The sequence below is a fragment of the Streptomyces sp. NPDC005774 genome (assembly GCF_042871645.1).
Taxonomy (GTDB): Bacteria; Actinomycetota; Actinomycetes; order Streptomycetales; family Streptomycetaceae; genus Streptomyces; species Streptomyces pratens.
Map to the genome: position 1 here is coordinate 146,920 of NZ_JBIAIV010000011.1, position 25,784 is coordinate 172,703.

The 25,784-nt window shown below is 72.8% G+C and carries 22 protein-coding genes and 1 pseudogene; 9 read left to right on the forward strand and 14 right to left on the reverse strand.

Annotation, left to right across the window (positions count from 1 at the left end):
* Nucleotides 1-159: 159 nt before the first annotated feature.
* Entirely contained in the window at nt 160-288 is a 129-nt protein-coding gene (locus ACFYQA_RS13550; RefSeq protein ID WP_388916021.1) for a hypothetical protein, read from the forward strand.
* Between the two features lie 150 nt (nt 289-438).
* Here the strand turns inward: ACFYQA_RS13550 and ACFYQA_RS13555 are convergent.
* Nucleotides 439-777: pseudogene (locus ACFYQA_RS13555) on the reverse strand (DNA glycosylase AlkZ-like family protein); the annotation flags it as partial.
* Between the two features lie 421 nt (nt 778-1,198).
* On the opposite strand from ACFYQA_RS13555, the gene ACFYQA_RS13560 reads away from it, so the two are divergent.
* Together ACFYQA_RS13560 and ACFYQA_RS13565 are read left to right on the forward strand one after the other, a co-directional pair.
* The gene (locus ACFYQA_RS13560; protein ID WP_350848990.1) at nt 1,199-1,324 is read left to right on the forward strand and encodes a hypothetical protein; all 126 of its coding nucleotides are present in this window, start codon (nt 1,199-1,201) and stop codon (nt 1,322-1,324) included.
* Between the two features lie 80 nt (nt 1,325-1,404).
* A complete protein-coding gene (locus ACFYQA_RS13565) occupies nt 1,405-1,845 on the forward strand; it encodes an SRPBCC family protein (RefSeq protein ID WP_386401971.1) in 441 nt (146 codons plus the stop codon).
* A 40-nt stretch (nt 1,846-1,885) separates the two neighbouring features.
* On the opposite strand, the gene pucD is transcribed toward ACFYQA_RS13565, so the two are convergent.
* From pucD to ACFYQA_RS13580, 3 genes are read right to left on the reverse strand one after another with little or no spacing between them, the layout of a single operon-like run.
* On the reverse strand, nt 1,886-4,336 hold the full coding sequence (gene pucD, locus ACFYQA_RS13570) for a xanthine dehydrogenase subunit D (protein ID WP_388916025.1): 2,451 nt from the start codon (nt 4,334-4,336) through the stop codon (nt 1,886-1,888).
* Nucleotides 4,333-4,989, reverse strand: coding sequence for a (2Fe-2S)-binding protein (locus ACFYQA_RS13575; RefSeq protein ID WP_388916028.1), 657 nt, complete (start codon nt 4,987-4,989; stop codon nt 4,333-4,335). Before ACFYQA_RS13575 ends, pucD begins: the two co-directional genes overlap by 4 nt.
* Nucleotides 4,989-5,879 (reverse strand): FAD binding domain-containing protein, encoded by an 891-nt coding sequence (locus ACFYQA_RS13580; protein ID WP_388916031.1) that lies wholly within the window; start codon nt 5,877-5,879, stop codon nt 4,989-4,991. The genes ACFYQA_RS13575 and ACFYQA_RS13580 overlap by 1 nt, the downstream gene beginning before the upstream one ends.
* 429 nt (nt 5,880-6,308) lie before the next feature.
* On the opposite strand from ACFYQA_RS13580, the gene ACFYQA_RS13585 reads away from it, so the two are divergent.
* Together ACFYQA_RS13585 and ACFYQA_RS13590 are read left to right on the forward strand one after the other, a co-directional pair.
* The gene (locus ACFYQA_RS13585; RefSeq protein ID WP_388916034.1) at nt 6,309-8,069 is read left to right on the forward strand and encodes a PucR family transcriptional regulator; all 1,761 of its coding nucleotides are present in this window, start codon (nt 6,309-6,311) and stop codon (nt 8,067-8,069) included.
* Between the two features lie 247 nt (nt 8,070-8,316).
* Nucleotides 8,317-9,084 (forward strand): hypothetical protein, encoded by a 768-nt coding sequence (locus ACFYQA_RS13590; RefSeq protein WP_388916038.1) that lies wholly within the window; start codon nt 8,317-8,319, stop codon nt 9,082-9,084.
* Between the two features lie 104 nt (nt 9,085-9,188).
* Here the strand turns inward: ACFYQA_RS13590 and ACFYQA_RS13595 are convergent, their stop codons facing one another.
* Nucleotides 9,189-10,064 (reverse strand): GntR family transcriptional regulator, encoded by an 876-nt coding sequence (locus ACFYQA_RS13595; protein ID WP_388916040.1) that lies wholly within the window; start codon nt 10,062-10,064, stop codon nt 9,189-9,191.
* A 179-nt stretch (nt 10,065-10,243) separates the two neighbouring features.
* Here ACFYQA_RS13595 and ACFYQA_RS13600 point away from each other — a divergent pair, with 179 nt between their 5' ends.
* Together ACFYQA_RS13600 and ACFYQA_RS13605 are read left to right on the forward strand one after the other, a co-directional pair.
* On the forward strand, nt 10,244-11,146 hold the full coding sequence (locus ACFYQA_RS13600) for a (2Fe-2S)-binding protein (RefSeq protein WP_388916043.1): 903 nt from the start codon (nt 10,244-10,246) through the stop codon (nt 11,144-11,146).
* Between the two features lie 305 nt (nt 11,147-11,451).
* On the forward strand, nt 11,452-12,495 hold the full coding sequence (locus tag ACFYQA_RS13605; RefSeq protein WP_388916046.1) for a DUF2637 domain-containing protein: 1,044 nt from the start codon (nt 11,452-11,454) through the stop codon (nt 12,493-12,495).
* A 117-nt stretch (nt 12,496-12,612) separates the two neighbouring features.
* On the opposite strand, the gene ACFYQA_RS13610 is transcribed toward ACFYQA_RS13605, so the two are convergent.
* Nucleotides 12,613-13,035 carry an ATP-binding protein gene (locus tag ACFYQA_RS13610; protein ID WP_388916143.1) on the reverse strand — a complete coding sequence of 141 codons (423 nt, stop codon included), beginning with the start codon at nt 13,033-13,035 and terminating at the stop codon, nt 12,613-12,615.
* Nucleotides 13,036-13,369: 334 nt separating this feature from the next.
* Nucleotides 13,370-14,014, reverse strand: coding sequence for a hypothetical protein (locus ACFYQA_RS13615; protein ID WP_388916049.1), 645 nt, complete (start codon nt 14,012-14,014; stop codon nt 13,370-13,372).
* A gap of 232 nt (nt 14,015-14,246) precedes the next feature.
* Here ACFYQA_RS13615 and ACFYQA_RS13620 point away from each other — a divergent pair, with 232 nt between their 5' ends.
* Nucleotides 14,247-15,776 carry a helix-turn-helix domain-containing protein gene (locus tag ACFYQA_RS13620; protein WP_388916052.1) on the forward strand — a complete coding sequence of 510 codons (1,530 nt, stop codon included), beginning with the start codon at nt 14,247-14,249 and terminating at the stop codon, nt 15,774-15,776.
* 25 nt (nt 15,777-15,801) lie between these two features.
* On the opposite strand, the gene ACFYQA_RS13625 is transcribed toward ACFYQA_RS13620, so the two are convergent.
* The gene (locus ACFYQA_RS13625; protein WP_388916055.1) at nt 15,802-17,544 is read right to left on the reverse strand and encodes a pyruvate dehydrogenase; all 1,743 of its coding nucleotides are present in this window, start codon (nt 17,542-17,544) and stop codon (nt 15,802-15,804) included.
* A gap of 76 nt (nt 17,545-17,620) precedes the next feature.
* The gene (locus tag ACFYQA_RS13630; protein WP_388916058.1) at nt 17,621-19,066 is read right to left on the reverse strand and encodes a protein phosphatase 2C domain-containing protein; all 1,446 of its coding nucleotides are present in this window, start codon (nt 19,064-19,066) and stop codon (nt 17,621-17,623) included.
* A 188-nt stretch (nt 19,067-19,254) separates the two neighbouring features.
* Between ACFYQA_RS13630 and ACFYQA_RS13635 the strand changes: the two genes are divergently transcribed.
* Nucleotides 19,255-19,737, forward strand: a complete 483-nt coding sequence (locus ACFYQA_RS13635) for a DUF456 domain-containing protein (protein ID WP_388916061.1) — start codon at nt 19,255-19,257, stop codon at nt 19,735-19,737.
* A 17-nt stretch (nt 19,738-19,754) separates the two neighbouring features.
* Here the strand turns inward: ACFYQA_RS13635 and ACFYQA_RS13640 are convergent, their stop codons facing one another.
* The 5 genes from ACFYQA_RS13640 to ACFYQA_RS13660 form a co-directional block, all read right to left on the reverse strand.
* Nucleotides 19,755-20,276, reverse strand: coding sequence for a methylated-DNA--[protein]-cysteine S-methyltransferase (locus ACFYQA_RS13640; protein WP_388916147.1), 522 nt, complete (start codon nt 20,274-20,276; stop codon nt 19,755-19,757).
* Between the two features lie 41 nt (nt 20,277-20,317).
* Nucleotides 20,318-21,721 (reverse strand): AlkA N-terminal domain-containing protein, encoded by a 1,404-nt coding sequence (locus tag ACFYQA_RS13645; RefSeq protein WP_388916150.1) that lies wholly within the window; start codon nt 21,719-21,721, stop codon nt 20,318-20,320.
* A 127-nt stretch (nt 21,722-21,848) separates the two neighbouring features.
* Nucleotides 21,849-23,000 (reverse strand): ribosome small subunit-dependent GTPase A, encoded by a 1,152-nt coding sequence (gene rsgA / locus ACFYQA_RS13650; protein ID WP_388916064.1) that lies wholly within the window; start codon nt 22,998-23,000, stop codon nt 21,849-21,851.
* A 334-nt stretch (nt 23,001-23,334) separates the two neighbouring features.
* Nucleotides 23,335-23,781, reverse strand: coding sequence for a hypothetical protein (locus ACFYQA_RS13655; protein ID WP_388916066.1), 447 nt, complete (start codon nt 23,779-23,781; stop codon nt 23,335-23,337).
* 384 nt (nt 23,782-24,165) lie between these two features.
* Entirely contained in the window at nt 24,166-25,728 is a 1,563-nt protein-coding gene (locus ACFYQA_RS13660; protein WP_388916068.1) for a cellulose binding domain-containing protein, read from the reverse strand.
* Nucleotides 25,729-25,784 lie beyond the last annotated feature (56 nt).

A 25,784-nucleotide genomic window follows, 5' to 3' on the forward strand; every position in this document is an offset into this window, starting at 1 on the left:
GGGGAGCGCGGTACCGGGCCGTACGGGGCGAGCGTGCGGGACCGAGGGTTTTCCCTGTCCAACTCCCTTAGGGGGTTCCCTCATTGGGAGCTCGCGCTCCGGCTCGTAGCGTAAGGGTGTGCCGCTCGCCGGGCACACGAGGACCGGTAGCCCGGCCTCGTGCTGAACCCCCCACCCCGCGCGCCCCCACCGGCAACCGATGAGGAGAGACCGATGTACGGGCTCACCCGCCGCACGAAGACCGCCGCAACCACCGCCGCGACCACCGCCGTGATCGCCGCCACCTGAGTTCCTGAGTACCCCTCAGGTGAATGCCAGGGGGCGTTGCGGGCTTCCACGAGCAGTCCGCAACGCCCCCTATCCATGCCCCCGTCGACCGCGTTTCCCCCGTCTCCCCTTCGCCCGTCCTGCCGTCCCGCCGTTCCGCCGTCACTGCCGTCACTGGCGTACGGCTCCGAAGCGGATGTCGTACGGCGTGTCCGGGTGCATCACCCGGAGCATCCGCTCCCCCTCGGCGGTGATCTCGTCCCGCTGCGCCCTGGTGAGCGGACCGAACGGCTCGACCACCAGGGCGTGTTCGTCCAGTCGCCACACTCCCGCCAGGAAGCCGTCGACGAGGAGGGCGCGGTAGGGGATGTTTCCCTGCCAGGTGCTGCCCCGCAGCTCGTGGGGCACGACGCGGGTGCGGTCGGCGTGGGAGAGGAGCAGGTTGTCGAACTCGGGCAGGAACCGCGGCGGGGCCGGGGTGCCCGGGTCGGGCCGGGGCGCGTCGGGGAGACTGCCGGGCAAGGGTGGCACGGTTCAGGGCCCGGGTGCCGAGCACGGCGACCGGACCCCGCACCGGGGTGACGCTCCGCTTCGTCTTCGTCATTCCCGCACGCTACCGAGGCTTGCGGCCACCCCCTGTCCGCAAGGCCCGGGACACCGCTACGAACACGACCACTGGTGCACGCCCGCCGTTCCAGGACCGCCGATTCAGGACCGCCGATTCAGGACATTTCCTCAAGACGTGTAACACCCCGGCGGGCACCGGACGCTGAGTGCTACAGGGCGCGAGAAGCGGCCCCTTTTGCATGTCTCAGGCCAGTACCAGGAACAACCCCCCGACCGAAGGGCCTTCTCAGTGACTTCCCATCCCACCGGCACCGATGGATCCGCCGCGTCCGGACACGTTCGTCTCCTCGTCTACGAAGGCCTCGTGCGCGAGCTCGGGGACGTCCTGGCGGAGACCCGCGAGGTGGCCGAGCGCATGGAGCGCCAGATGCGCCAGGTACTGCCGGTACGCCCCCACACCCGGCCCGCGCCCGCGCCGGCCCCCCGGTGAGCCCCCGCGCCGACTGGGCCGGGCGGGTGACGCGCTCCCGGCGGGGCCATCGGCCTGTCCTGATTCCCTAGGATCCCCCCGTGGCCATCTTCCATCTCCAGCGCACGGCACCCCTCCCGCTCGACGAGGCCTGGCGTCGGCTCACGGAGTGGCCCCGTCACGGGGCGGCGGTCCCGCTCACCCGGGTCACCGTGACCACTCCCCCGCCCACCGGTGAGGGCACGGTGTTCGTCGCCCGCTCGGGCCTCGGCCCGGTCGTCTTCGACGACCCGATGGAGGTGACCGTCTGGCAGCCCCCGGTCGACGGCTCTCCCGGCCTGTGCCGGCTGGAGAAACGGGGTCGCCTGGTCAGGGGCTGGGCGGAGATCGAGGTCCGCCCGGGACCGGGCGGCCGGACCCGTGTGCTGTGGCGCGAGGACCTGCGGGTCCGGTTCCTGCCCGGCTTCTGCGACCCGGCCCTGCGGGCCGTCTCGCGCAGGGTGTTCGGCCGGGCGGTGAACTCGCTGCTGCGGCAGCCGTGACGGAGGTGTCACCGGGCGGGTGCCCGGGGGCGACGGTGCGTCACCCGGTTCCGGTGAGGTGTTCCGGGCGGACCGGTGTGCGGTTCAGTTCCAGCCCGGTCGCGTCCCGGACGGCCGCGAGGACCGCCGGGGTGGACGACAGGGTGGGGGCCTCGCCGACGCCGCGCAGTCCGTACGGCGCCTGGTCGTCGGCGAGTTCGAGCACGTCGACGGGGATGACCGGTGTGTCGAGGATGGTGGGGATGAGGTAGTCGGTGAAGGAGGGGTTTCGCACCTTCGCCGTCCTCGGGTCGACGACGATCTCCTCCATGACCGCCACGCCCAGGCCCTGGACGGTGCCCCCCTGGATCTGGCCGATGACGGACAGCGGGTTGAGCGCCTTGCCGACGTCCTGCGCGCAGGCCAGTTCGATCACCTTGACCAGGCCGAGTCCGGTGTCGACCTCGACGACGGCCCGGTGTGCGGCGAAGGTGTACTGGACATGGCCGTCGCCCTGGCCGGTGCGCGGATCGAAGGGTTCGGTCGGCCGGTGCCGCCACTCCTCCTCCACCTCGATCACCTCGTCCCCGAGGACGTCCACCAGGTCGGCCAGTACCTCGCCGCCGTCGGTGACGACCTTGCCGCCCTCCAGCAGCAGTTCGGCCGTCGCCCACGCCGGGTGGTACGAGCCGAACCTGCGCCGGCCCAGCTCCAGGACCTGCTCCCGGACCAGTTCGCAGGCGTTCCTGACCGCTCCTCCGGTGACGTACGTCTGCCGGGAGGCGGAGGTCGAACCGGCCGAGCCCACCCGGGTGTCGGCGGGATGGATGGTCACCTGGCCGATGCCCAGCTCGGTACGGGCGATCTGGGCGTGGACGGTGACTCCGCCCTGCCCGACCTCCGCCATCGCGGTGTGCACGGCGGCCACCGGCCGGCCGCCGGCCACCTCCATCCGGACGCGTGCGGTGGAGTAGTCGTCGAAACCCTCGGAGAAACCGACGTTCTTGATGCCGACCGCGTAGCCGACGCCGCGCACGACGTCTTCACCGTGGGTGGTGTTGGACAGGCCGCCGGGCAACTGGCGTACGTCGGCCCCCTCACTGCTCTCCCACTGCCGCTCGGGCGGCATCGGCATCGCCTTGACGCGGCGCAGGAGTTCGGCGACCGGTGCCGGGGAGTCGACGACCTGCCCGGTGGGCATGACCGTGCCCTGTTCCATCGCGTTGAGCCGTCTGAACTCCACCGGGTCCAGGCCCAGCCGCTTCGCCAGTTTGTCCATCTGGGCCTCGTAGGCGAAGCACGCCTGGACCGCGCCGAAGCCGCGCATGGCGCCGCAGGGCGGGTTGTTGGTGTAGAGGGCGAGGGCCTCGATCTCGACGTCGTCCACGACGTACGGCCCGACACCGAGGGAGGAAGCGTTGCCGACCACGGCCGGAGAAGCGGAGGCGTACGCTCCGCCGTCGAGCACGATGCGGCACGTGACGTGGGTCAGTTTGCCGTCGCGGGTGGCACCGTGCTCGTAGTGGAGCTTGGCCGGGTGGCGGTGGACGTGACCGAAGAAGGACTCGAATCGGTTGTAGACGATCTTGACGGGTCGGCCGGTGCGCAGGGCGAGCAGGCAGGCGTGGATCTGCATGGACAGGTCCTCGCGGCCGCCGAACGCGCCGCCGACGCCGGCCAGGGTCATCCGTACCTTGTCCTCGGGCAGGCCGAGCACGGGCGCCATCTGGCGCCGGTCGGAGTGGAGCCACTGGGTGGCGATGTAGAGGTGGACGCCGCCGTCCTCCTCGGGGACGGCGAGCCCCGACTCGGGGCCGAGGAAGGCCTGGTCCTGCATGCCGAAGGTGTACTCGCCCTCGACGACGACGTCGGCGCGCTCGCGGGCCCGTGCCACGTCGCCGCGCACGATCGGCTGGCGGTGGACGATGTTGGGGTGGGCGACGTGGCGCATGTGGTGGTCGTCGCGGTGCTCGTGGACGAGGGGCGCGTCGGGGGCGAGCGCGGAGGCCTCGTCGGTGACGACGGGCAGGTCCCGGTACTCGACCCTGATCTTCGCGGCGGCGCGGCGCGCGGTCTCGGGGTGGTCGGCGGCGACGACGGCGACCGGTTCGCCGTGGTGGCGGACCTTGCCGTGGGCGAGAACGGGGGTGTCCTGGATCTCCAGGCCGTAGTGGCGCACCTCGGTCGGCAGGTCGTCGTAGGTGAGGACGGCGTGCACGCCCGGCAGGGCGAGGGCCTCGGAGGTGTCGATCGAGACGATCTCGGCGTGCGCGACCGTGGAGCGCAGGATCTGGCCCCAGAGCATGTCCTCGTGCCACAGGTCGGAGGAGTAGGCGAACTCGCCGGTGACCTTGAGGGTGCCGTCGGGGCGGAGGGTGGACTCCCCGATTCCGCCGCTGGCCGGGGCGCTCTGGGTGAGGGTGGAGGGCGCGCCGAGGGGGGTGCCGGCCGGTCCGGGACCGGTGGCGGCCCGGGTGGGGGTGCGGGAGGGCCCGGGGCTGTGCTCGGTCATGGCCGGGTCCCCTCGGACTGGCGGGCGGCGGCGAGGCGGACCGCGTCCATGATCTTCTCGTAGCCCGTGCAGCGGCACAGGTTGCCCGACAGCGCCTCGCGGATGTCGGCGTCGCTCGGGCTGGGGTTGTGCTCCAGCATCTCGTCGGCGGCGACCAGCAGGCCCGGGGTGCAGAAACCGCACTGGACGGCTCCGGCGTCGATGAACGCCTGTTGGATCGGGGCGAGTTCGGCTCCCTCACCGGTCTGTGAACCGGCACCGTGGGCGCCGTCGGCCGCCTGGGCCGCGTGGGCCTGCCACCGCTGGGCCGCGTCGAGCGGGGTGCCCGTGGCGAGCGGGGTGCCCGTGGCGTCCTGGGCTCCCGCACCGCCCCGCGCAGCGCTCCCGGCGGTGCGGGAGCGCTGCCGGGCGAAGTCGGCCAGTCCTTCGACCGTGACGATCTCCCGTCCCTCGGCCTGCCCGGCCGCGACCAGGCAGGAGCACACCAGGGCGCCGTCGAGGCGCACCGTGCAGGAGCCGCACTCGCCCTGTTCGCAGGCGTTCTTGGAGCCGGGCAGGCCGAGCCGCTCGCGCAGCACGTACAGCAGGGACTCGCCCTCCCACACGTCGTCGGCCTCCTGGGGCCGCCCGTTGACCGTGAAGTGGATACGCATCACGCGGCTCCCTCGGTGGTGCGGCGGGTGCCGCGGTACGACTCCCAGGTCCAGGTCAGCGTGCGGCGGGCCATGACGCCGACCGCGTGCCGGCGGTAGCTCGCGGTGCCGCGGACGTCGTCGATCGGATTGCAGGCGGCGGAGCACAGGCCGGCGAACTGTTCGGCCACCGACGGCGGGACGGTCTTCCCGTTGTCCCAGAGGCCGCCCTCGTCGAGCGCCGCGTTCAGGAACTCCTCGGCGGTGGTGGCCCGTACGGGGGTGGGCGCCGCCGAGCCGATGCCGGTGCGGACCGTGCGGGTCCCGGGGTGCAGGGCCAGACCGAACGCGCACACGGCGATGACCATGGCGTTGCGGGTGCCGACCTTCGAGAACTGCTGCGGCCCGTCCGCCTTCTTGATGTGGACGGCGCGGATCAGCTCGTCGGGCGCCAGCGCGTTGCGCTTCACGCCGGTGTAGAAGGCGTCGATCGGGATGCGGCGGGACCCGCGCACCGATGCGACCTCGACCTCGGCCCCGGCTGCGAGCAGCGCCGGGTGGGCGTCGCCGGCCGGGGAGGCGGTGCCGAGGTTGCCGCCGACCCCGCCGCGGTTGCGGATCTGCGGGGAGGCGACGGTGTGGGAGGCGAGGGCGAGGCCCGGCAGTTCGGCCCCCAGGTGCTCCATGATCCTCGTGTACGGGACGGAGGCGCCGAGCCGTACGGTGTCCTCGCCGACCTCCCACTCGGTGAGGTCGGCGATGCGGTTGAGGTCCATGAGGTACTCGGGCCTGCGGTGGTCGAAGTTGATCTCGACCATCACGTCGGTGCCGCCCGCGATCGGCACAGCGGTGGGGTGCTCGGCCTTCGCGGCGAGCGCCTCCTCCCAGCTGGCGGGGCGGAGGAAGTCCATGACCGGCTCTCTTCTTCGTCTCGTGGATCGTACGGATCGAGCCAATCCGTGTGTGGGGGCCCGGCTCCTTATATGGGGATTCACGCGGAGTGGGCCCAGTACACCGCCCGCTGCTCCACCCGGGTCAGTCACGAAAGACCCGAAGGAGTTGGCTGGCCAACGGGGGCATCTTGTAGATTCATATGAAAAGAGGACCTCAATAACCTCCTTGCCTTCCTCCGGAAACAACGGACCCGGAAGACACGGAGGACACAGTCCGGGAGACGGCCGGCCGTGCCGGATCGGCCACTCACCCGGACACCGCACGGAAGGCCGCCCGGACACCGCACGGAAAGCGCCCAGGCGCTGTGTGGAAGGCCCTCCACGGGCCCTTCCACGGCCCATCGTAGACATCGGTACACATCGAGACAGGGAACGGCGGCGACGAGAATGCGGCTGCGCGCACTGCTGGAGACCGACGCGCTGGGGCTCGCGCTGCTCGGCGGCGAGGACGAGCTGGACCGCACCGTGCACGGGGTGATGACCACCGACCTGAGGGACCCCAGCCGCTACCTCTCCGGCGGGGAACTCGTGCTCAGCGGTCTGGCCTGGCGCCGGGACGCCGCCGACTCCGAGCCGTTCGTACAGCGTCTGGTGCAGGCGGGGGTCGCCGCCCTGGCGGCCGGCGAGGCGGAGCTGGGCGCCGTCCCGGACGACCTGGTCGTGGCCTGTGCGCGGCACCGGCTGCCGCTGTTCGCGGTGCACGAGTCGGTGGCCTTCGCGACGGTCACCGAGCATGTCGTACGGCAGGTGTCCGGTGAGCGGGCCGGGGACCTCGCGGCCGTGGTGGACCGGCACCGGCGGCTGATGACGTCGGGCCCGGCGGGCGGCGGCCCGGACGTGGTGCTCGACCTGCTCGGCAGCGACCTGGACCTGCGGGCGTGGGTGCTCTCGCCCACCGGGCGGCTGATCGCCGGTTCGAAGGCGGGGCCGCGGCTGCCCGACGACGTGTGCGTGCGGATCGCGGCGGAGCATCTGGCGGCCGCCCGCAGCGGCCGTCCCGGACCGCACCGGGTGACCCTGGACGACCGGACGACGTACAGCCTCTTCCCGGTGCACGGCGGCGGATCCACGGCCCCGACGGTGGCGGCCACCCCGCAGACCGCACAGGCCCCGCAGGCCCCGCACGGCGGACCCGGCGGGCACGGCACACCGGCCTCCCCGGAACTGCGGGACGGCCGGGAGACTGTGCTGTCGGACTGGCTGCTGGTGGTCGAGGCGGACGCCGGGGACTGGGCCGAGGAGCGGCTGGACCTGCTGTACGGGGTCACCCAGCTGATCGTGGTCGAGCGGGACCGCCGCAACGCGGCACGCACGGTACGGCGCCGGCTCGCGCAGGAGGTGCTGGAGCTGGTGCAGGCGGGGGCCGCGCCGGCCGAGGTCGCGGCCCGGCTGCGCGTGGCGGCGCCGGTGCTGGTACCCGGCCTCGGGGCCGCGCCGCACTGGCAGGTGGTCGTCGCACGGGTCGACCGGGACGGCGGCGGGGCCGAGGGCGGCGCGGCGGCACAGGCGCTGCTCGAGGAGATCCTGGTCGACCCGGCGTCGACGGGGCCCGAGCACTCCGACCGGATCGCGGTGGCGCACACCGGGGACGAGGCGGTCGCGCTCGTCCCGCTGCCCGCAGTGGCGAGCGAGCACGACGGTGCCGACGAGCGGGGACTTCTCGCCGACGCCCTGCTGGAGTCCATACGGGAGCCGCTGACGGCCGGTCTGGAGGGCGACGGGCGGCTCACCCTCGGGGTCAGCGCGGCCGTGCACTCGGCGGAGGGGCTGCGCGGGGCCCTGGAGGAGGCGCGGCACGCGCGGCGCGTGGCCGCGGCGCGGCCGGGCCGGGTCTGCGCGGCCGGCCACCACGAGCTGGCCTCGCACGTCCTGCTGCTCCCCTTCGTCCCCGACGACGTACGCCGGGCCTTCACCGCCCGTCTCCTTGACCCGCTGCGGGACTACGACCGGCGCCACCGCGCCGAGCTGATCCCCACCCTGGAGGCCTTCCTGGACTGCGACGGCTCCTGGACCCGCTGCGCCGCCCGGCTGCACCTGCATGTCAACACCCTGCGGTACCGGGTGGGCCGCATCGAGCAGTTGACGGGCCGTGACCTGTCCCGTCTGGAGGACAAGCTGGACTTCTTCCTGGCCCTCCGCATGAGCTGACGGCCCGGCGGCCGCGTGGCGGGGGTGGTGAGGGTCGCGCGGGGCGGGGGTTGCGCGTGTGGGGGGTGTGCGCCGGTGGGGTGTCGCGGGCGCCGTCGGGCACTCCACCATTCGTGCCCGTTGATCCACGACTTTGTGAAATCCTTCACCCACCCTCTTGGCCCGACCCCGTTGTTCGTGCTGAGATGCGGCCACCACTCAACAGCTCGATGGCGTGCTCGGGGAGGGCAACGTGGCGCACACCGCCATGTCTGGTAACGGAACGACCGCTGGTGACGATCCCCTCCAGACCGCGGTATGGCGGCTGCGCTCGCGCGCTTGCTGGGCCGACGCCGCCGCCCTGCTCACCCCGGACACCGCGGCCGCCGCGCTGCAGCGGTCGTCGCTCCTGGTGGAGCGGTGCCTGTACACGGAGACGGGCTGGGCCGAGGCCGAGGACGCGCTGCGTACCGCCGAGGCGCTGGCCGACACCGACGACGAACGGGGCGCCGCCGCTTGTGAACGCGGGTACTTGGCCTACGCCGCCACCCTGTTCGTGGTGCGCGACCGGGCCGACGAAGCGCGGGCCGCGCTCGGGCGCGCGGCGGCGCTGATCCCTCCGGGTGCCCCGGCGCGGGCGCTGCTGGACTTCCGGCGCGGACTGATCGCCGAGAACCTGTCCCGCTCCCCGCAGTCGGCGCGCGCCGCGTACCTCCGCGCGCACGCGGGTGCCACCGCGCACGCCGACCCGTTGCTGCTCTCCGGCACCTGGCGGCACCTCGCCGGACTCGCCCTGCGGGAGGGCGAGTTGGTGGAGGCGCGGCACGGCTTCGCCGAATCTCTGCGAATCCGGGAGGAGTTGGGCTACCTGGTCGGCACGGCCCCGGCCCTGGTCTCCCTCGCCGACACGGAGACCGAGCCGGAGGCGTCCCGCCTGCGCGAGGAGGCCCGCCGGCTGCTGCGCCTGCTCGGCGGCGTCCCCACCTGGCTGTCCCGTCAGCTGGCCCCGCCGGCCCCGGGAGCGGCGACGGCGTAGGAGCGCCCGCGGGTCCGGACCCCGTACCCACGGCCCCCCGTACCCACGGCCCCCGCACGCACGGGCTCCGTACCGTGCGCCGAGTACTGCGGGGCGGCCGCCGTTCAGACCGCGCCGGTGAAGTGTTCACCCACCAGTGACCGCACCGCGTCCCGGTCGCCCGCGATCAGCGCGTCCAGCAGGGCCGTGTGCTGGTGGGCGTCGGTCACCAGCCCCACCCGGCCGAGAGGGCCGAGGGCAGTCCCGACCAGGGGCCACTGGGCGCGGCGGTGGAGGTCCTCGGCGATCCGGACCAGTTGTTCGTTGCCGGCGAGGGCGAGCACCGCGCGGTGGAAGGCGCGGTCGGACTCGGCGTAGGTGGCCCGGCAGCCGGAGGAGGCGGCGCGGATCGTGGCCTCGGCGAGGGGACGCAGTTCGGCCCATCGTTCGGCGGGCACCGTACGGGCCAGCCGCAGCACCACCGGAACCTCGATCAGTGACCGGACCTCGGCCAGTTCGGCCAGTTCCCGGGCGCCCCGCTCGACGACCCTGAAGCCCCGGTTCGGCACGACCTCGACCGCGCCCTCCAGGGCGAGTTGCTGCATGGCCTCCCGGACGGGTGTCGCGGAGACCCCGAACCTCTCGGCCAGCACCGGCGCGGAGTACACCACACCGGGCCGCAGGTCACCCGTCACCAGCGCGGTGCGCAGTGCGACGAGGACCTGCCCGCGCACGGAGGACCGCTGGACGGGCGTCCGGGGCCGGGGAAGGACGGCAGCCGGTTCGCTGTGGGTGTGCTCACCGCGTACGGCGTCGTCCCGACCGGGTACGGCGTCGCCTTCCCGGCCCCGTACGCCGGACTGGGCGGGCATCCTGGCCCTGCCCGCGCCTGGGCCCGCACCCGTGCGCGGGTCCACGTCCGCGCCTGGGCCCGGTGCCCTGCCGTCCTGCCCGGTCGCGGTGTCACCCGCCCCTGCGAAGCCCTTCGTGCCCTGCCTCACGGGGTCCTCCTCCGGATGTTTCGGTACTTGGGGTCATTACGGCGGCTTGTCAGCCGCTCGTCAAGCACCTTACGGGCACGGGCCCCACGGTTCACACCTCAACGATCTTGGGTAAGGTGAGGCTTACCTTTGCCATTCCGGTGTCGGGCCGGTTCGGCGAGACGTGAAGGGGTGGTCCCATGGCAGTACCCGGTTCGGCCGTCGCGGACGCGTACGCCCGCCTGGCGGACGCCTTCCCGGCACTCGCCGTCACGGAACTCGCCGCCGACGAGGAAACGCCCCGGGGCGGCACCTGGGTGTCCGCCGACGCTCTCGCCGAGGGGGAGAACGGCTCCGCCCTGGACGCCTTCCTGTCCTGGGACGACAGCCAGGTGCTGCGGGACTACGGACAGCAGGCCCGCCCCGACGTGGTCGCCAGCTTCGGCCTGCACCGCTACGCCTGGCCCGCCTGCCTGCTGATCACCGTGCCGTGGTTCCTGCACCGCCGCGTGCCCCGCTACCCCGTGACCCACGTCTCCTTCGACCGCTCCGCCGCCGGGTTCGCCGTGGGCCGCATGGCCGTACGCCCCGAATCGTTCGCCTGCCTCCCGGACGATCCGGCGGCCGCGCTGCCCGGCGCCCGCGTGGTGGTGGACGAGGAGGCCCTGCGGGCCGAAGTGCGCGTCTCCGTCGCCGAGCACCTCGAACCCGTCCTGGCGGGCTTCGGCCCGAGGATGCGCCGTCGCGGCCGTGCCCTGTGGGGCATGGCGACCGACGAGGTCGTGGAGAGCCTGCGGTACATCGGTCAACTGCTGGGCGAGGAGGAGCGGGCCCTGCGGGAGCTGGAGTTGCTGCTGCCCGGTGCGACCAAGCCGTACGTCGGCGCGGCGGGTTTCCGCCCGGTCACCGGGCCGGGCGGCGAAGCCACGCACACCCGGGACCGGATCAGCTGCTGCATGTTCTACACCTTGCGCCCCGACGACATCTGCGCCAACTGCCCGCGCACCTGCGGCGCCGGAAAGGCGAGCGGCAGGGCGGTCGTCGGCAAGGTCGTCAGCATGACCACCGGAGAAATCAACATGCAGGTGGCGAAGGCCAGTTGACGCTGCGTCGGGCACCGGCGCACCCGCGTTCGCCCGTCGGCCCGCCCGGCTCCGAGTCACCGCGAAGGTCACAGAGATTTCAAAATTTCCTCACCTTCCGCAAGGTGCATTCACGGAACCACCCGTGCGGGTAGTTTCACTCGAACTCAACTTCCGCACCTCACACGTCAGTTCGAGCAGAATGCCGCCTTGGGTACCCCCTCGCGCTTCAATGGCGGCCACTTGCCCCGAAATCCCCTGCAGGACGGCGACATTGGGCCACTATGGCGGGCGTTACGCCCTATCCCAATGCAAGGGACCCCTGGATGAGACTGACCGACATATCGCTGAATTGGCTGCTTCCGGGCGCCGTGCTGCTCCTGGGCATGCTGGCGGCGGTGGCGGTGCTCGCGCGCGGCAAGCGCTCCTCGGTCAAGGACACGAGCGGGGACGACTCGTGGGAGCGCAGCGAGGAGCGCCGCAGGCGCAAGGAGGCCCTGTACGGCACCGTCTCCTACATCCTGCTGTTCTGCTGTGCCGCTGTGGCGGCCGCGCTCTCCTTCCACGGTCTGGTCGGCTTCGGTGAGCAGAACCTCGGCCTGTCCGACGGCTGGCAATACCTCGTGCCCTTCGGTCTGGACGGCGCGGCGATGTTCTGCTCGGTGCTCGCCGTGCGCGAGGCCAGCCACGGCGACGCCGCGCTCGGCTCCCGCATACTCGTGTGGACGTTCGCGTTCGCCGCGGCCTGGTTCAACTGGGTGCACGCCCCCCGGGGCATGGGGCACGCGGGCGCTCCGCACTTCTTCGCGGGTATGTCCCTGTCGGCGGCCGTGCTGTTCGACCGCGCGCTGAAGCAGACCCGCCGGGCCGCCCTGCGCGAACAGGGCCTGGTGCCGCGTCCGTTGCCGCAGATCCGCATCGTCCGCTGGCTGCGGGCCCCCCGGGAGACGTACCGTGCCTGGTCGCTGATGCTGCTGGAGGGCGTACGCAGCCTCGACGAGGCGGTCGAGGAGGTCCGCGAGGACCAGCGTCAGAAGGACGAGACTCGCCGGCGCCGGCGCGGCCAGGAGCGAGCGGAGCGGGCCCGGCTGAAAGCCATCAGCCGGGGCCACCGCGCCCTCGTGGGCGGCGGTGGCCGTCCCATGGAGGCCCCGACGGTGGAGCGGGCTGACGACGTGGTGCCCACGGAGCCTGCCATACCGGCGCCGGAGGCCGTCCTGCCCGTACGCTCGCGTCCCTCTCTGCAACCGGTACGCGGTGGTCCCGATGCGATGACCGTCGACCTCACCGCGGAGGACGACACCCAGGCACTGCCGCGCCTGGACTCCCTCGAGCGCAAGCTCAAGGACCTGGAACAGCAGTTCGGCTGACGTCGGCGGGACGGGAGGCGCACTGAACGGGACGGGGCACGGCCGCACAGGCCGTGGCCCGCCCCGTTCAGTGTGCCGGTGCAGGTGTCCGTGTCTGTGCCGGTGCTGATACCCGTGTCAGGCGGCGTCCGCGTCGAGTTCGAACCAGACCGCCTTGCCCACCCCGTGTGCCCTGATCCCCCACGCGTCGGCGAGGGACTCGACCAGGACCAGTCCACGGCCGTGCGTACCGTCGTCGGCGTCCGGTACCCGTGGCCGGGGCTCGTGGTCCACGAAGTCCCGTACCTCGACCCGTAATCCCCGCGGCCCGACGGTGGCGGTGAGGACCGCCGCCCGGTCGGTGTGGACCAGCGCGTTGGTGACGAGCTCGGTGGTGAGCAGTTCGGCCGTATCCGACTGTCCGGGCCTTCCCCAGTGTCTGAGCAGTTGTCGTAGGTCGTGGCGGGACTCGGGCACCGCCCGCAGGTCCGCGCGCCCCAGCCGGCGGCTCAGCTGCGCCTTCGGTGCCCGCCCCCCGTCCCCGTCGGCCGTCCCTTTCACGGCCGTCACCGAGCCGGTCCCCGCCGTGCCGGGACAACCCCCTTGTACCTGCATTCTCATGGCCCCCGCCCGCGTTCCGGTGTCGATTCCCCCTGCGGCTCGAACACGTCCGTGGGAATCCATGCCCCGTCACCCACGCGCCAGTCATGCGACATCGTCAAGGCCGGTTATTGGCCGAACTTCAACGGCCACACACGTGTACGGGGTCGTCCTCCCGACCCCCGTGGCGAGAGGACGACCCCGGATTCGCGGTGGTCGTGCGGTCCGTTGCGGACCATGCCCTTCCGGGCGGTTCCTTTGAGACAGCGGCCTTGGGGACAGCGGCCTTCCGGCGTCAGTACAGCTTGTTGACGGCCTTGGTCGTCGTCTTCTTGAAGGCGGCCACCGGAGCGTCGCCGAAGTCGCCCATCTGTCCCCAGCTCACGAGGGTGACCGTCCTGCCGTCCCGTCCCACCGACAGCAGGTGGATGTCGGTGGCGCCCCAGGAGGCATTGGTGTGCAGCCCGTGGACCTGCGCGCCCTCCTCGACCGGCAGCGAGCCGTAGTACCGGCCCTCGGCCTCGATCTCCGGGTCGGACCGCTCGATGCGGTCCGCGCAGGAACGGATCCTCTTGTTGATCAGGGCGGCCAGCGCCTTGCCCTTGGCTGCCGAGCCCGTCACGATCGTGGCCTGCACGGCGCCCGTGTCCAGCTCGGTGTGGAAGACCCGGTGCCGGTAGTCGTAGGCCGGGATGCCGTCTTCGCCCAGACAGTGGGCGAGCTCGATCGGGAAGCCGTCGGTGACGGGTCCCGCCGTCCACGCGGACGACGGGTGCGGCGGCAGCTGGGACGCCGCGAGGAACTTGGGCGCGGCGGCCTTCGCCTTCGGGACGGCGTCCGTGGCCGGCGCGGCTCCGGCCGGTCCGGTGAGCGACGTGACGGCGGCGAGGGTGAGGACGGTGATGGCGGAGAGCGCGGCGGCCCGAATGCGCATGGACATGGGTGTCCCCCGTGAGGAGTGTGGTGGGATGCGGGTGCTGCCGGGATGGTCCGGATGGTCCCTCCGGTGGCCGTCGGGGCGACGCCAGGAGCATCCGCCGTCCCGGGCGGCCGGCGCAAGCCTCGGCGGCCCGCCCCAGGGCATGGAACCGTCCCAGCCCGTCTGACGTGCAGGTATATGGGGTGCCTGGGATACCGTCCCGGGCCCGTTCGGCCCAACGAGTGTGTGCGGGGTGAAGGTGTCGGCACAGGACGACGTGGCGGAGTTCGCGGCTCGGCTGCGGGAGCTGAAGGAACGCACGGACCGCAGTTACGGCTCGCTGGCCCGCCGCCTGAACATGAACATCTCCACGCTGCACCGCTACTGCGCGGGCGAGGCCGTCCCCCTCGACTTCGCCCCGGTGGAACGCTTCGCCGCCCTGTGCGGGGCGTCGGGCCCGGAACGCCTGGAACTCCACCGCCACTGGCTCCTGGCCGTCGCGGCACGGAAACGACCGCGAGCGGGAGAGACGGCGGGGGCCGGGGCGGGGGCCGGGGCGGGGGCCGGGGCGGGGGCCGAGCCGGAAGCGAGGGGCGACGCGGACACGGCCGCGGGGGCGGAGACGAGGGCCACGCCCGAAGCGGGGGCGAGGGCTGCGGCTGAGGGCGTGGCCACGCTGTCCACCACCGGCAGCGGCAGCGGCAGCGGCAGCCGCAGCGATCGACCACTCCTGGACACGGGCGTCGTCATCGGTCCCCACCCTCCGGCCGGCCGCCCCCTCCCCCGCCCCTGGTACCGGCGCAAACGCGTCGCGGGGGCCCTGGCCGTCGCGTGTGCGTTACTCGCCACCGTGGGCACGCTGGCCGCGCTGCCCGACGGTCACCGTTCCTCCCCCGACGACCGCGGCCGGGCCACCGCCGACTCCGTGCCGACCGCCTCCGCGGACCCCACGGCACCGGGCCTGCGTGCCTCGTCGCCGCCCGCCTCCGCGTCCCCCTCGTCCGGCCGCCCGGAGCGCACACCGGACGGCCCCGGAACCGGGCGCGGGCCGGCCGGCCCGGCCGCTCCCGGTGACCCCTCCGGGAGGGCCGGAGGGAACGACTCCGAAGCCTCGTCCAAAGGTTCCTCCGGGGGCTCCTCCGGGGGCTCCTCCGCGCCCGCCGGTACGCCCCTCGCCTGGACCGTCGACTCCCAGGCCTGGGCTCTCGGCTGCGGTCACGACTACGTCGTCGCCAAGCCGCCCGCCCAGGTGCCGCCGCCCCCGGTCCCGCAGGACGCCGGTACCTGGGCGGCGACGCAGGCGGCGGTGCACGGGGGCGAGACGATCGTGAAACTGTCCGTACAGGGAACGTCGGACACGGCCGTCGTCCTCACGGCACTGCGGGTCCGGGTGACCGGCCGCACCGATCCCGCTCCGGGGAACGCGTACGCCATGGACCAGGGCTGCGGCGGCGCCCTCACCCCGCGGTACTTCGCGGTGGACCTGGACAAGGACCGGCCGATCGCCCGCGCGGTCGCCGGGAACGACGCCGGTACGCCGATTCCGGCGGTTCGCATGCCCTACCGGGTCTCCGTGAAGGACCCGGAGGTGCTGGAGGTCACCGCCACGACCACGGGCTGCGACTGCCGCTGGTACCTGGAACTGGACTGGTCCTCGGGCGGCCGCTCCGGCACCGTCCGGATCGACGACGACGGCCGTCCGTTCCGCACCAGCGGCATCGAGGGGCTGCCCCGCTACGAGTACGACACCTCCCACCGCCGCTGGGCGCCCCGCCCGGGCTGAACGCCCGTGCTTTCGGCCGCCGCCGTCACGGGCGCGGAACGTGGCGCAGGTTGGACCGTGCCATCTGCGCCATCCGGCCGACCCCTCCGTCCAGCACCATCTTGGAGGCGGACAGGGCGAAGCCGGTCACCATCTCCTTGCTGATCTTCGGCGGGATGGACAGCGCGTTGGGGTCGGTGACGATGTCCACGAGGGCCGGCCCCTTGTGCTTGAACGCGGCCTTCAGCGCCCCGGAGAGCTCCTTCGGTTTCTCCACGCGCACCCCGTGGGCACCGCAGGCGCGGGCGACGGCGGCGAAGTCGGGGTTCTTCATGGCGGTGCCGTGCGAGGGCAGTCCGGCGACCAGCATCTCCAACTCGACCATGCTGAGGGAGGAGTTGTTGAACAGGACCACCTTCACCGGCAGGTCGTACTGGACCAGGGTGAGGAAGTCCCCCATCAGCATGGAGAATCCGCCGTCGCCGGACATCGACACGACCTGCCGGCCCCGGTCGACGAACTGTGCTCCGATCGCCATCGGCAGCGCGTTCGCCATCGAGCCGTGGGAGAACGAACCGATGATCCGGCGGCGGCCGTTGGGCGAGATGTAGCGGGCGGCCCAGACGTTGCACATCCCGGTGTCGACGGTGAACACCGCGTCGCCGTCGGCGATGTCGTCCAGGACGGCGGCCACGTACTCGGGGTGGATCGGCACGTGCTTGTCCACCTTGCGCGTGTACGCCTTCACCACCCCCTCCAGCGCGTCCGCGTGCTTCTTCAGCATCCGGTCGAGGAACTTCCGCTTGTCCTTGGCCCGGACCCGCGGGATCAGGCAGCGCAGCGTCTCCCGCGCGTCGCCCCACACCGCCAGGTCCAGCTTCGAGCGCCGGCCCAGGTGCTCGGGCCGCACGTCGACCTGGACGATCTTCACGTCGTCGGGGAGGAAGGCGTTGTACGGGAAGTCGGTGCCGAGCAGGATCAGCAGGTCGCACTCGTGGGTGGCCTCGTAGGCGGCGCCGTAGCCGAGCAGCCCGCTCATGCCGACGTCGTACGGGTTGTCGTACTGGATCCACTCCTTGCCGCGCAGCGCGTGCCCGACCGGGGACTTGATCTTCTGGGCGAACTCCATGACCTCGGCGTGCGCGCCCCTCGTCCCGGCGCCGCAGAACAGGGTGACCTTCTCGGCCTCGTCGATCATGTCGACGAGGCGGTCGATCTCGGCGTCGCCGGGGCGGACCGTGGGCCGGGAGGTGACCAGGGCCGTTTCGACGGCCTTCTCGGGGGCGGCCTGGTCGGCGATGTCACCGGGCAGGGTGACGACGCTGACACCGGAACGGCCGACCGCGTGCTGGATGGCGGTGTCCAGCAGCCGGGGCATCTGCTTCGGACTGGAGATCATCTCGCTGTAGTGGCTGCACTCGCGGAACAGCTGGTCGGGATGGGTCTCCTGGAAGTAGCCGAGGCCGATCTCGCTGGACGGGATGTGCGAGGCGAGGGCGAGAACCGGGGCCATGGAACGGTGGGCGTCGTACAGTCCGTTGATGAGGTGGAGGTTGCCGGGCCCGCAGGAGCCGGCGCAGGCGGCGAGCCTGCCGGTGATCTGCGCTTCGGCGCCGGCGGCGAAGGCGGCGGTCTCCTCGTGCCGGACGTGGACCCAGTCGATGGCGGAGTTGCGGCGCACCGCGTCGACGACGGGGTTGAGACTGTCGCCGACGACGCCGTAGAGACGCTTGACTCCCGCGCGGGTCAGGATGTCGACGAACTGTTCCGCGACGTTCTGTTTGGCCATGGCTCCCAGGTGCCCCTTCGGTGTCCGTGAATCCCCGGATCTCCGTTCGGGTTCCATGGAGTCACACTCGGAGCGCTCACGCCTCCCAGACTGCGGCGGCCGTACGGTCGTCCGCGTATCCCTTGACCCGTACCTGGGTGTCGGCGAGGAACGCGGCGAGGCCGGGCGGTTCGGGACGGGACCACCGTGTGGCCAGGTGGGCGCCGAGTTCGGCCTCGCCGCGCAGCGGGTCGGCGAGGCCCGGACTGCACAGCAGCAGGGTGTCACCCCGGCGGGCGACGGACGTACGGAAGCGGAAGGGTTCACGCGGAGGTTCGGGGGCGGGCTCGTACGGGCTCGGGGGTGTCGGTATGCCGAGGTCCATGGTGAGCCGGTCACCCTCGGGGGTCTCGGAGGGCGGCGAGCCGAAGCCGAGGACGGCCCCGCCCCTGGCCTGGGCGGCCTTCGGTTCGATGTCCTGCCACGCCCCGTCCCGCAGCCGGAACAGCCCGCCGGTACCGACGCCGAAGAAGACGCGGGTCCGGCATTCGGGGTCTGCGGGCAGCAGCAGGCAGCGCAGGGTGGCCGCGTACGCCTCGGGGCCGAGGCCCTGCTCGGCGGCGCCCGCCCGGAGCCTGCCGAGGGTCCGGTCGGTGAGGCGGTGCAGCCCCGACTTGAGGTCGCCGCGCCGGCCGGCCCTGATGTCCTCGGCCAGGCGTGCGTGGCTGAGGCCCACCGCCTTGCCGATCCACCGGCAGGCCTCGGCGGCCGCACGGTGTGCCCCGGGGGTGCCCCGTACGCCGGTGGCGACCGCCACCAGCACCAGGGCCCGGTCCCCGCTGCCGAACCGGGCGGTCAGCAGGGCGTCCCGCCGCAGTTCGCCCCGGTACCGCGCGGAGTCGCCGCGTACGGAGGCGGCCCGCAGGGTGCAGGCCCCGTACCGGGCTCCGTCGAGCACGGTGTCCGGGACCAGATCGTCCAGTTCGTGGGGGTCGGCGGCGGGCAGCGTGGTGGGCTCGGTGTCGTAGGTGGGCGGCCGGGAGCCCACGTGGCCGCGCGGCGAGGGCAGCGGCTCCACGGGCTGGACGGGGCCCGGGGCGCGGGGGTCGGCGAGAACGTCGGTGAGGGTGGGGTCGGGGGCGGGCACAGGCGTGGGGGCGTGGTCGGGTGGGGCGGGAAAGCCGGTCGCCGAGGTCGTACGGCCCAGCGGGGGCCATGGCGGCGGTGGCCCTTCCGGCGGGCGGGGCGTGCGGCCACCGGACGGCCGGGGGCCGGACGGCCGCACGGGAGGCGTCCCGCCGCCGGGCACCGGCCTCGGAGCGGGTAACGGGGTGCCGGAGGAGTTCCCCGCGGAGCGCTCCACGTCCGCCGGACCGTCCACCGGGCCGCCGACCGTCTCGTTCACCGTGCCGGCCGCCGAGTCGAAGCGGTCGTCCAGGGAATCGGGTACGGGTGCGGAGCCCGTGTCCTCGGTGGCGCCGTCGTACAACTGCCCCCACCAGTCGTCCTCGTGACCGGTGGACCTGCCTCCCTGCTCGCTCATACCTTGAATTGTCCACCGCGCGGGCCCGATGGAAACGGAGCATCGGAAAATCGGTTCCCGGCACCGCGCGACACACGGCACACCGGCCACTCGGAACACGCGGGGGCGTATCTGTTCGATGCGAGGGATCGGTGCGCGTCCCCCGCACCTGATCTGCGCCTCCGGCCGTCCTCCGGCACCCTGGACAGATGGGAGCGTGGGATCTCCTGCTGACCGGACTGGTGATCCTGTTCGGTCTGTGCGGAGTACTGCTGCCCGGGGTGCCGGGATCGTGGCTGGTGTGGGCCGCGATCATGTGGTGGGCGCTGAAGGACCCGCGGCCCGTGGCGTGGGGGGTGCTCGTCGGGGCGACGGTCGTCCTGTTCCTCTCCCAGGTGGTCCGCTGGACCCTGCCACCCCGTCGGCTGCGGGCCGGCGGCGTCGACGGCCGGGTGCTGGCGTACGCGGGCACGGGGTCGCTCCTGGGCTTCGTCCTGGTGCCCGTGCTGGGCGCGGTCCCCGGTTTCGTGGCCGGGATCTACACCTGCGAGCGGATCCGCCTGGGCCGTCACGGCGAAGCGGTGACGGCGACGCGTACGGCGATGCGCTCGGGCGGCTGGAGCGTACTGACCGAACTGTTCACCTGCCTGCTGATCACGGCGGCGTGGCTCGGCGCGGTGATCTGGGGCTGAAACCCACCGGCCCCCGGCTACGCACGAAGCACCCCTTCGTGGGTGAGCAGGTGGACCTTGCGGTCCAGGCCGCCCGCGTAGCCGGTCAGTGCCCCGTCGGCGCCGATCACCCGGTGGCAGGGGCGCACGATCAGCAGCGGGTTCGCACCGATCGCCCCGCCGACGGCCCGTACCGCGGCCCTGGGGGCACCGATCCGCGCGGCGATCTCACCGTAGGACACGGTCGCCCCGTAGGGGACGTCGTCGATCGCGGCCCAGACCTTCTCCCGGAAGGGGGTGCCGGCGGTGTGCAGCGGCAGCCTGAAGTCCTTGAGCTCACCGGCGAAGTACGCGGCGAGCTGCTCCTCGGCGGCGCGGAACGGTCCCGGGTCCTGCCGCCAGGCCTCCCGCACACTGCGCCCGCCCTTCTGACCGGGCACGGAGAGCGAGGTCAGCGCCCCGTCCGGGCCGGCGGTGAGCAGCAGCGTCCCGAGGGGGCTGTCGACACCGGTCCAGTAGGTGTCCACAACAGCCGCGCCGCCGGCCGTCGCGCTCGTCATCGTGCCCGTCGGGGTGTGTGTCGGGGTGTGTTTCGTGGTGTTCATGAGTACTCCAACTCCCCTGCCGCGCGCAGGTGGTTCAGGGCGTATGAGCGCCAGGGGCGCCAGTTGTCGGGCAGGTCGGGGCCGGGCGGGGCCACGTCCGGGTCGCCGAGGGCACGGGTGCGGATCCCGGCGATGGTACGGGCGTCCAGACCCGGAACGGCGCGCAGGGCGTCCGCGGCGTCGTCCCGGTCGGCGCCGGGGTCGAGGCGTACGGCGCCGTCGGCGAGGGCGGCGGTGAGCGCGCCCAGGGTGCCTTCGGGTTCGGCGCCGGCGAGGGCGGCCGGTTCGGGGAAGAGGTGGGTGAGGGTGCCGCAGGGGGCGTCGAGCGTCTTGCCGTACCGCTGGACCAGCCGTGCGGCCTCGTCACGGCCCACCAGGGCCCGTACCGCGAGTTCGTCGGGGTCGGCGGTGCCCGGCGAGCGCAGTCCCGGCCGGGCGGCGACCAGCGGGGCGAGCCGCGTGTCGGCGCCGAGCCGTTCGTCGACGGCGTACGGGTCCGCGTCCAGGTCGAACAGGCGGCGCAGCCGCTGTACGGCGGTGGTCAGGTCGCGGAGGTCGGTGAGGTGGATCCGGGCGTCGAGCCAGCCGCCGGGGTGCGCGCCGCAGCCGGTGCGCGCGGTGCCGGGGTGTTCGTCGACGGCGGCGATGCCGGTGCCGTACGGGAGCCGGAGCGTACGCCGGTAGGTGCGGGTGCCCGGGGTGCCGGTGACGTCCTCGACGCCCTCGACGGCCTCGCGTTCCAGCAGGTCGAAGACGGGGCCTGGCCGGTACGGGCCGCGGTGGGCGAGGCGCAGGGGAATGCCGGCGGTGGGGGTGGCGGTGCGGCGGGCGGCCCGGCCGCCGCGGGGCGCGGCGGCCCGCAGCTCACTGGGCGTGGCGGCGTACACGGCACGGACGGTGTCGTTGAACTGCCGCACGCTGGCGAACCCGGCGGCGAAGGCGATCTCGGTGACCGGGAGCCCGGTGGTCTGCAGGAGCACGCGCGCGGTGTGCGCGCGCTGCGCCCGTGCGAGCGCGACGGGCCCGGCGCCGAGTTCGCCGGTGAGCTGGCGCTGCACCTGCCGGGCGCTGTAACCGAGCCGTGCGGCCAGTCCGGCGACGCCTTCGCGGTCGACGACGCCGTCGGCGATCAGCCGCACGGCCCGGCCCACGACGTCGGCGCGTACGTTCCACTCGGCGGAGCCGGGAACGGCGTCCGGGCGGCACCGCCGGCAGGCCCTGAACCCGGCGCCCTGCGCGGCAGCGGCGGTCGGGAAGAACCGCACGTTGCGCCGCTTGGGCGTGACCGCGGGGCAGCTGGGACGGCAGTAGATCCCGGTCGTCCCCACGGCGAAGAAGAACGCCCCGTCGAACCGCCCGTCCCGGCTGCGCACCGCCTCGTACCTGCTGTCCTCGTCCATCACACCGTCCAGTCTCCGCCGGCCGGAGGACCCCGACCGGCGGAAATCGGACATGAAGGTGAGCGGCCGGCGGGCAGGCCACGAACGGAGGTGCGCCGCAGGAGCCGGAACCTGCCGGTGGCAGACGTCAGAACTGCCTGCCACCGCCCCTCTTCGCCTCCATGGCGGCCCTGCCGATCGCCCCCTTCCGCTTCCAGTCCTTGCGGATCTCCGCACGCAGGCGTACGTCGGTCTTGGCGACGATGCGCCGGTTCTCCCGGAGCAGCTTGCGGTAGCTCTCCAGCCGGCGTTCCGCAAGAGCGCCGGTCTCGACGGCCTCGAGGACCGCGCAGCCCGGCTCGCTCTCATGGGCGCAGTCGTGGAAGCGGCAGCCCTCGGCGAACTCCTCGATCTCGGAGAACACCTGGCCGACACCGCTGCCGGCGTCCCAGAGCCCGACGCCCCGCAGGCCCGGGGTGTCGATGAGGACTCCCCCGCCGGGCAGGGCGAGCAGGTTGCGGGTGGTGGTGGTGTGGCGGCCCTTGCCGTCGACGTCGCGGGTGGCCTGTACGTCCATCACGTCCTCACCGAGGAGCGCGTTGGCGAGCGTGGACTTGCCGGCGCCGGACCGGCCGATCAGTACGGACGTGCCACCGGCGGCGACCGCGGCGAGGACATCGAGCCCTCCCCCGAGCTCTCGGCTTCGCTCGAGCAGGGAGGCACCACCGTCCTCCTGCGCGCTGACGGCGAGCACCGGCACGCCGGGCGCGCTGGTCTCCACGTCCTGGACCAGGTGTCCCAGCGTCACCGGGTCCGGCACCAGGTCGGCCTTGGTGAGCACCACCACCGGCTGCGCCCCGGACTCCCAGGCGAGCGCGAGGAACCGCTCGATCCGGGCCAGGTCCAGTTCGTCGGCGAGCGAGACGGCGATGACGGCGTGGTCGACGTTGGCGGCGAGGATCTGCCCCTCGGACCGCTTGGAGGAAGTGGAACGCACGAAGGCGGTACGCCGTGGAAGGTACGCCCGCACATACCTCGGCGTGCCCCCGGCCGGGTCGACGGCGACCCAGTCCCCGGTGCACACGACCCGCAGGGGGTCGTGCGGAGTGACGAACGCGGTATCGGCCCGCACCGTCCCGCCACCGGTGACGACATCGCACTGCCCACGATCGACCCGCACCACGCGGCCGGGCAGCAGCCCTTGCGCGCCGTACGAGGAGAACGCGGCCTCCCACTCCTCGTCCCAGCCGAGGGGAGCGAGAGGATGCGAGGAAGCCGACAGAGAAGAGGAGAAATTCAAGGGAAACCCTTCGAAGGGCGGCCCCGGCACCGCGCGTCACAGGCGCGGCAGGAGAAGAAGTGTCAGCCGAGGGCCACGGAGGTGGGATGAACGAACGTCCGGATGCGGGCAGCACCCCTCACGGAGACAGTCATCGGTCACACCTCCCTTTCACCACACACGCGCCAACAACAACAGCAGCAGCCAACGGCCCTGCTCGCCTTCCACGCCACACCCTAGAGGCCCGGTCACCCGGACGGCCAACCCTTTTCCGGCGTCCGTCCTCCTCTCCCGCTTCAATCACCCAACGAACGGGCCGCCGACTACGCCGGCGGCCCGTTCTACAGGAGGGAGGCTATGCGAAGTTGATGACCCGGCTGGTGCTGGCGGGGTCCGCCGGCCGGGTAATCGAGGGAGAGTTGGTGTAGCTCCGCCGGTTGCCGTCGGGAGCCAGGCAGGTGACCGTGGCAGCGGCAATGGCACCACCGGCCGGAATGTTCGAGAAGCTCAGAGCTCCGTACGTGCCTCCCCTGCCTTCAACGGCCTCAGAGTTGACCGAGGTCGACCTTACCTGCTGCGTGTTGACATTGTTGACCACACCGTTGACGACAACCCTCACCGATTCCGGTACCGAATTGTCGTTGAACTGGGCACAGGACGCGAATCCCGTGAGGGTGACATTCGAGCTGTTCGAGTCGGCCTGTGCCGTGCCGGCCATTGTCGCGGGAACGGCGAATCCCAGCGCGGCCACGGCCACGGCGGAGCCGATTGTCCTCTTTGCCTTGCTGCCGAAGTTCCGCATTCCAGCCTCCACTGATGTGCTTCGGTCGGACGGCTCTGGGCGAAGACACCGAGCTACGTGAACGCAGCCCAACAGCGTCGAATCGCCCTACGGGGGTACCTGCCGTCACGTGGATTGATGCGCCTGCCGCTGAGGGCCGCGCCCGACCTCACACTGCCGGTTCGGGGGACGTGGGGCCGGTTGCGGTTCGCCTGGATGGTTTATCAGGCTCTCGGCCAATTCCCGCGCAGCAAAGGTCGCTGCTGACTACGTTCCAGCATGCCCGACCCTCGTGCAAGCGGAAGGCCTTTTCGGAAAAGGCAGTTGCACGGTTACCTGCGGTTTGTGGCACAAGATTGCCGGTTGAGCACTCTCCGTATCTGCCGTGACGCCTGCCGGGCCCCGTCATCCGGTCGCGCAGGGGCGGCCGTTGAGGGTGATGTCGGCGGGTGGGGAGTTCTTTCCGGTCCGGGACGCGAGGAAGCCGAAAGCGAGCTTTCCGCCGGCGGGGACCGTCTTGTTGTAGTCGGCGGCGGTGGCGGTGACGCGGGAGCCCTCCTGGCTCGCTTCGGCGTCCCACATCTGGGTCACGCGCTGGCCGTCCCGGAAGGTGAAGGCGACGCGCCAGGAGTCGAGGGGCGCTGTCGTGGTGATGGTCACGGTGGCCTGGAAGCCGTCGGGCCACTGGTTGCCCGGGTCGTACACGGCATGGCAGACGGCCGGTTCGCCGGGCGTGGTGGTCCGGGGCGGGGAGGCCGTGGCGGAGGTGCTGCCCTGGGGTCCGGGGTCGGTGCCGGTGTCGGGGTCGGTGCCGGTGTCGGGGTCGGTGTCGGTGTCGGTGCCCTTGTCCGGGGCCGACCGGTCCGGGGCGCGCTGCTCGGGGGCGGGGTCGGCAGGTGGTTTCCCGCCGTCGGAGAGAGCGGTGTCCGAGGCCGGGGCGGGCGGGGCGCCGGGACCCGCGGGCGGGTACGGGTCCGGGTCGGCCACCGCCTGGCGGTCGTCGCCGGAGCGGGTCGCGCTGTCGGCCTCCGTACCGCCGAACTGCATCAGGGAGACCGTGAGCGCGAGCCCCGAGACCAGGACGGCGGCGACCATCAGCCCGCCCCTGACGACCCGTGCCCGGTCCGGTCCGTCGGCCGGGGCGCCGCCCGTGTCGAAGCCGCCGGGGCGGCCGGGGCCGAGGCGCGCCTCGGTCGCACGGCGGCGGCGCTCCAGGTAGGCGAGACCGCCCCAGCCGATGACCCCGCCGGTGAGCGCGGCGGGCAGCCCGCCGCCGTGCAGCCGGAGGCAGGCCGCGGCCTCCGCGCACCGCACGCAGGTGGCGAGGTGCCGGGACAGGTCGTCGGGGGTGTCGGCGGCGGGCGAGCGGGTGACGGCGTCCAGCAGTCGGGCGTAGCTGCGGCACTCGGCGTCCATCGGGGAGTCGAGGTGGTTGCGGTGGCAGCGGTCCCGGAACAGGCGGCGGACCTGGGCGAGTTCGTCGGCCGCGGTGGCGGGGTCGAGGCCGAGCCGGCGGGCCACCAGGGGCAGGGGCAGGGATTCCGCCTCGGCCAGCCAGAGCAGTTCGGCGTCGGCCTGCTGCAGGTCGCGCAGTCCGCGCAGGGCGACCGGGCGGCTCAGCGGCGGGCCGGTGTAACGGGCGGCCTTGTCGGAGTGGAGCCACAGCCTGAGGTCGGGGTCGAGCCGGTGCCCCTGGCCGGTGTCCTCCCAGTCCGCCGTAGTGGCGCGAACGGCTGTCAGCAGCAGAGGTATTCGGGGCAGCCGGGCCGACCGGCGTCCGGTGCCGCGCACGGTGCTCGCCTCCGCCTCGCGCACCTGCCGTATGCCCTGTGCGAACGCTTCCCGCGCGAGTTGCGCGGCGGCGGCGGAGCCGGCCGTGCAGAGATCGGCGTACGAGAGCACCGCGTCCCAACACTCCGAGAACAGCGCTGTCTCGGTGGCATCCTGGGGGGTCGGCAGGTCGGGCATGAGTCTCCTGCATCCACGAACGAGGTCAACCCGCCACATTGGTGGCGCAGTTGGGC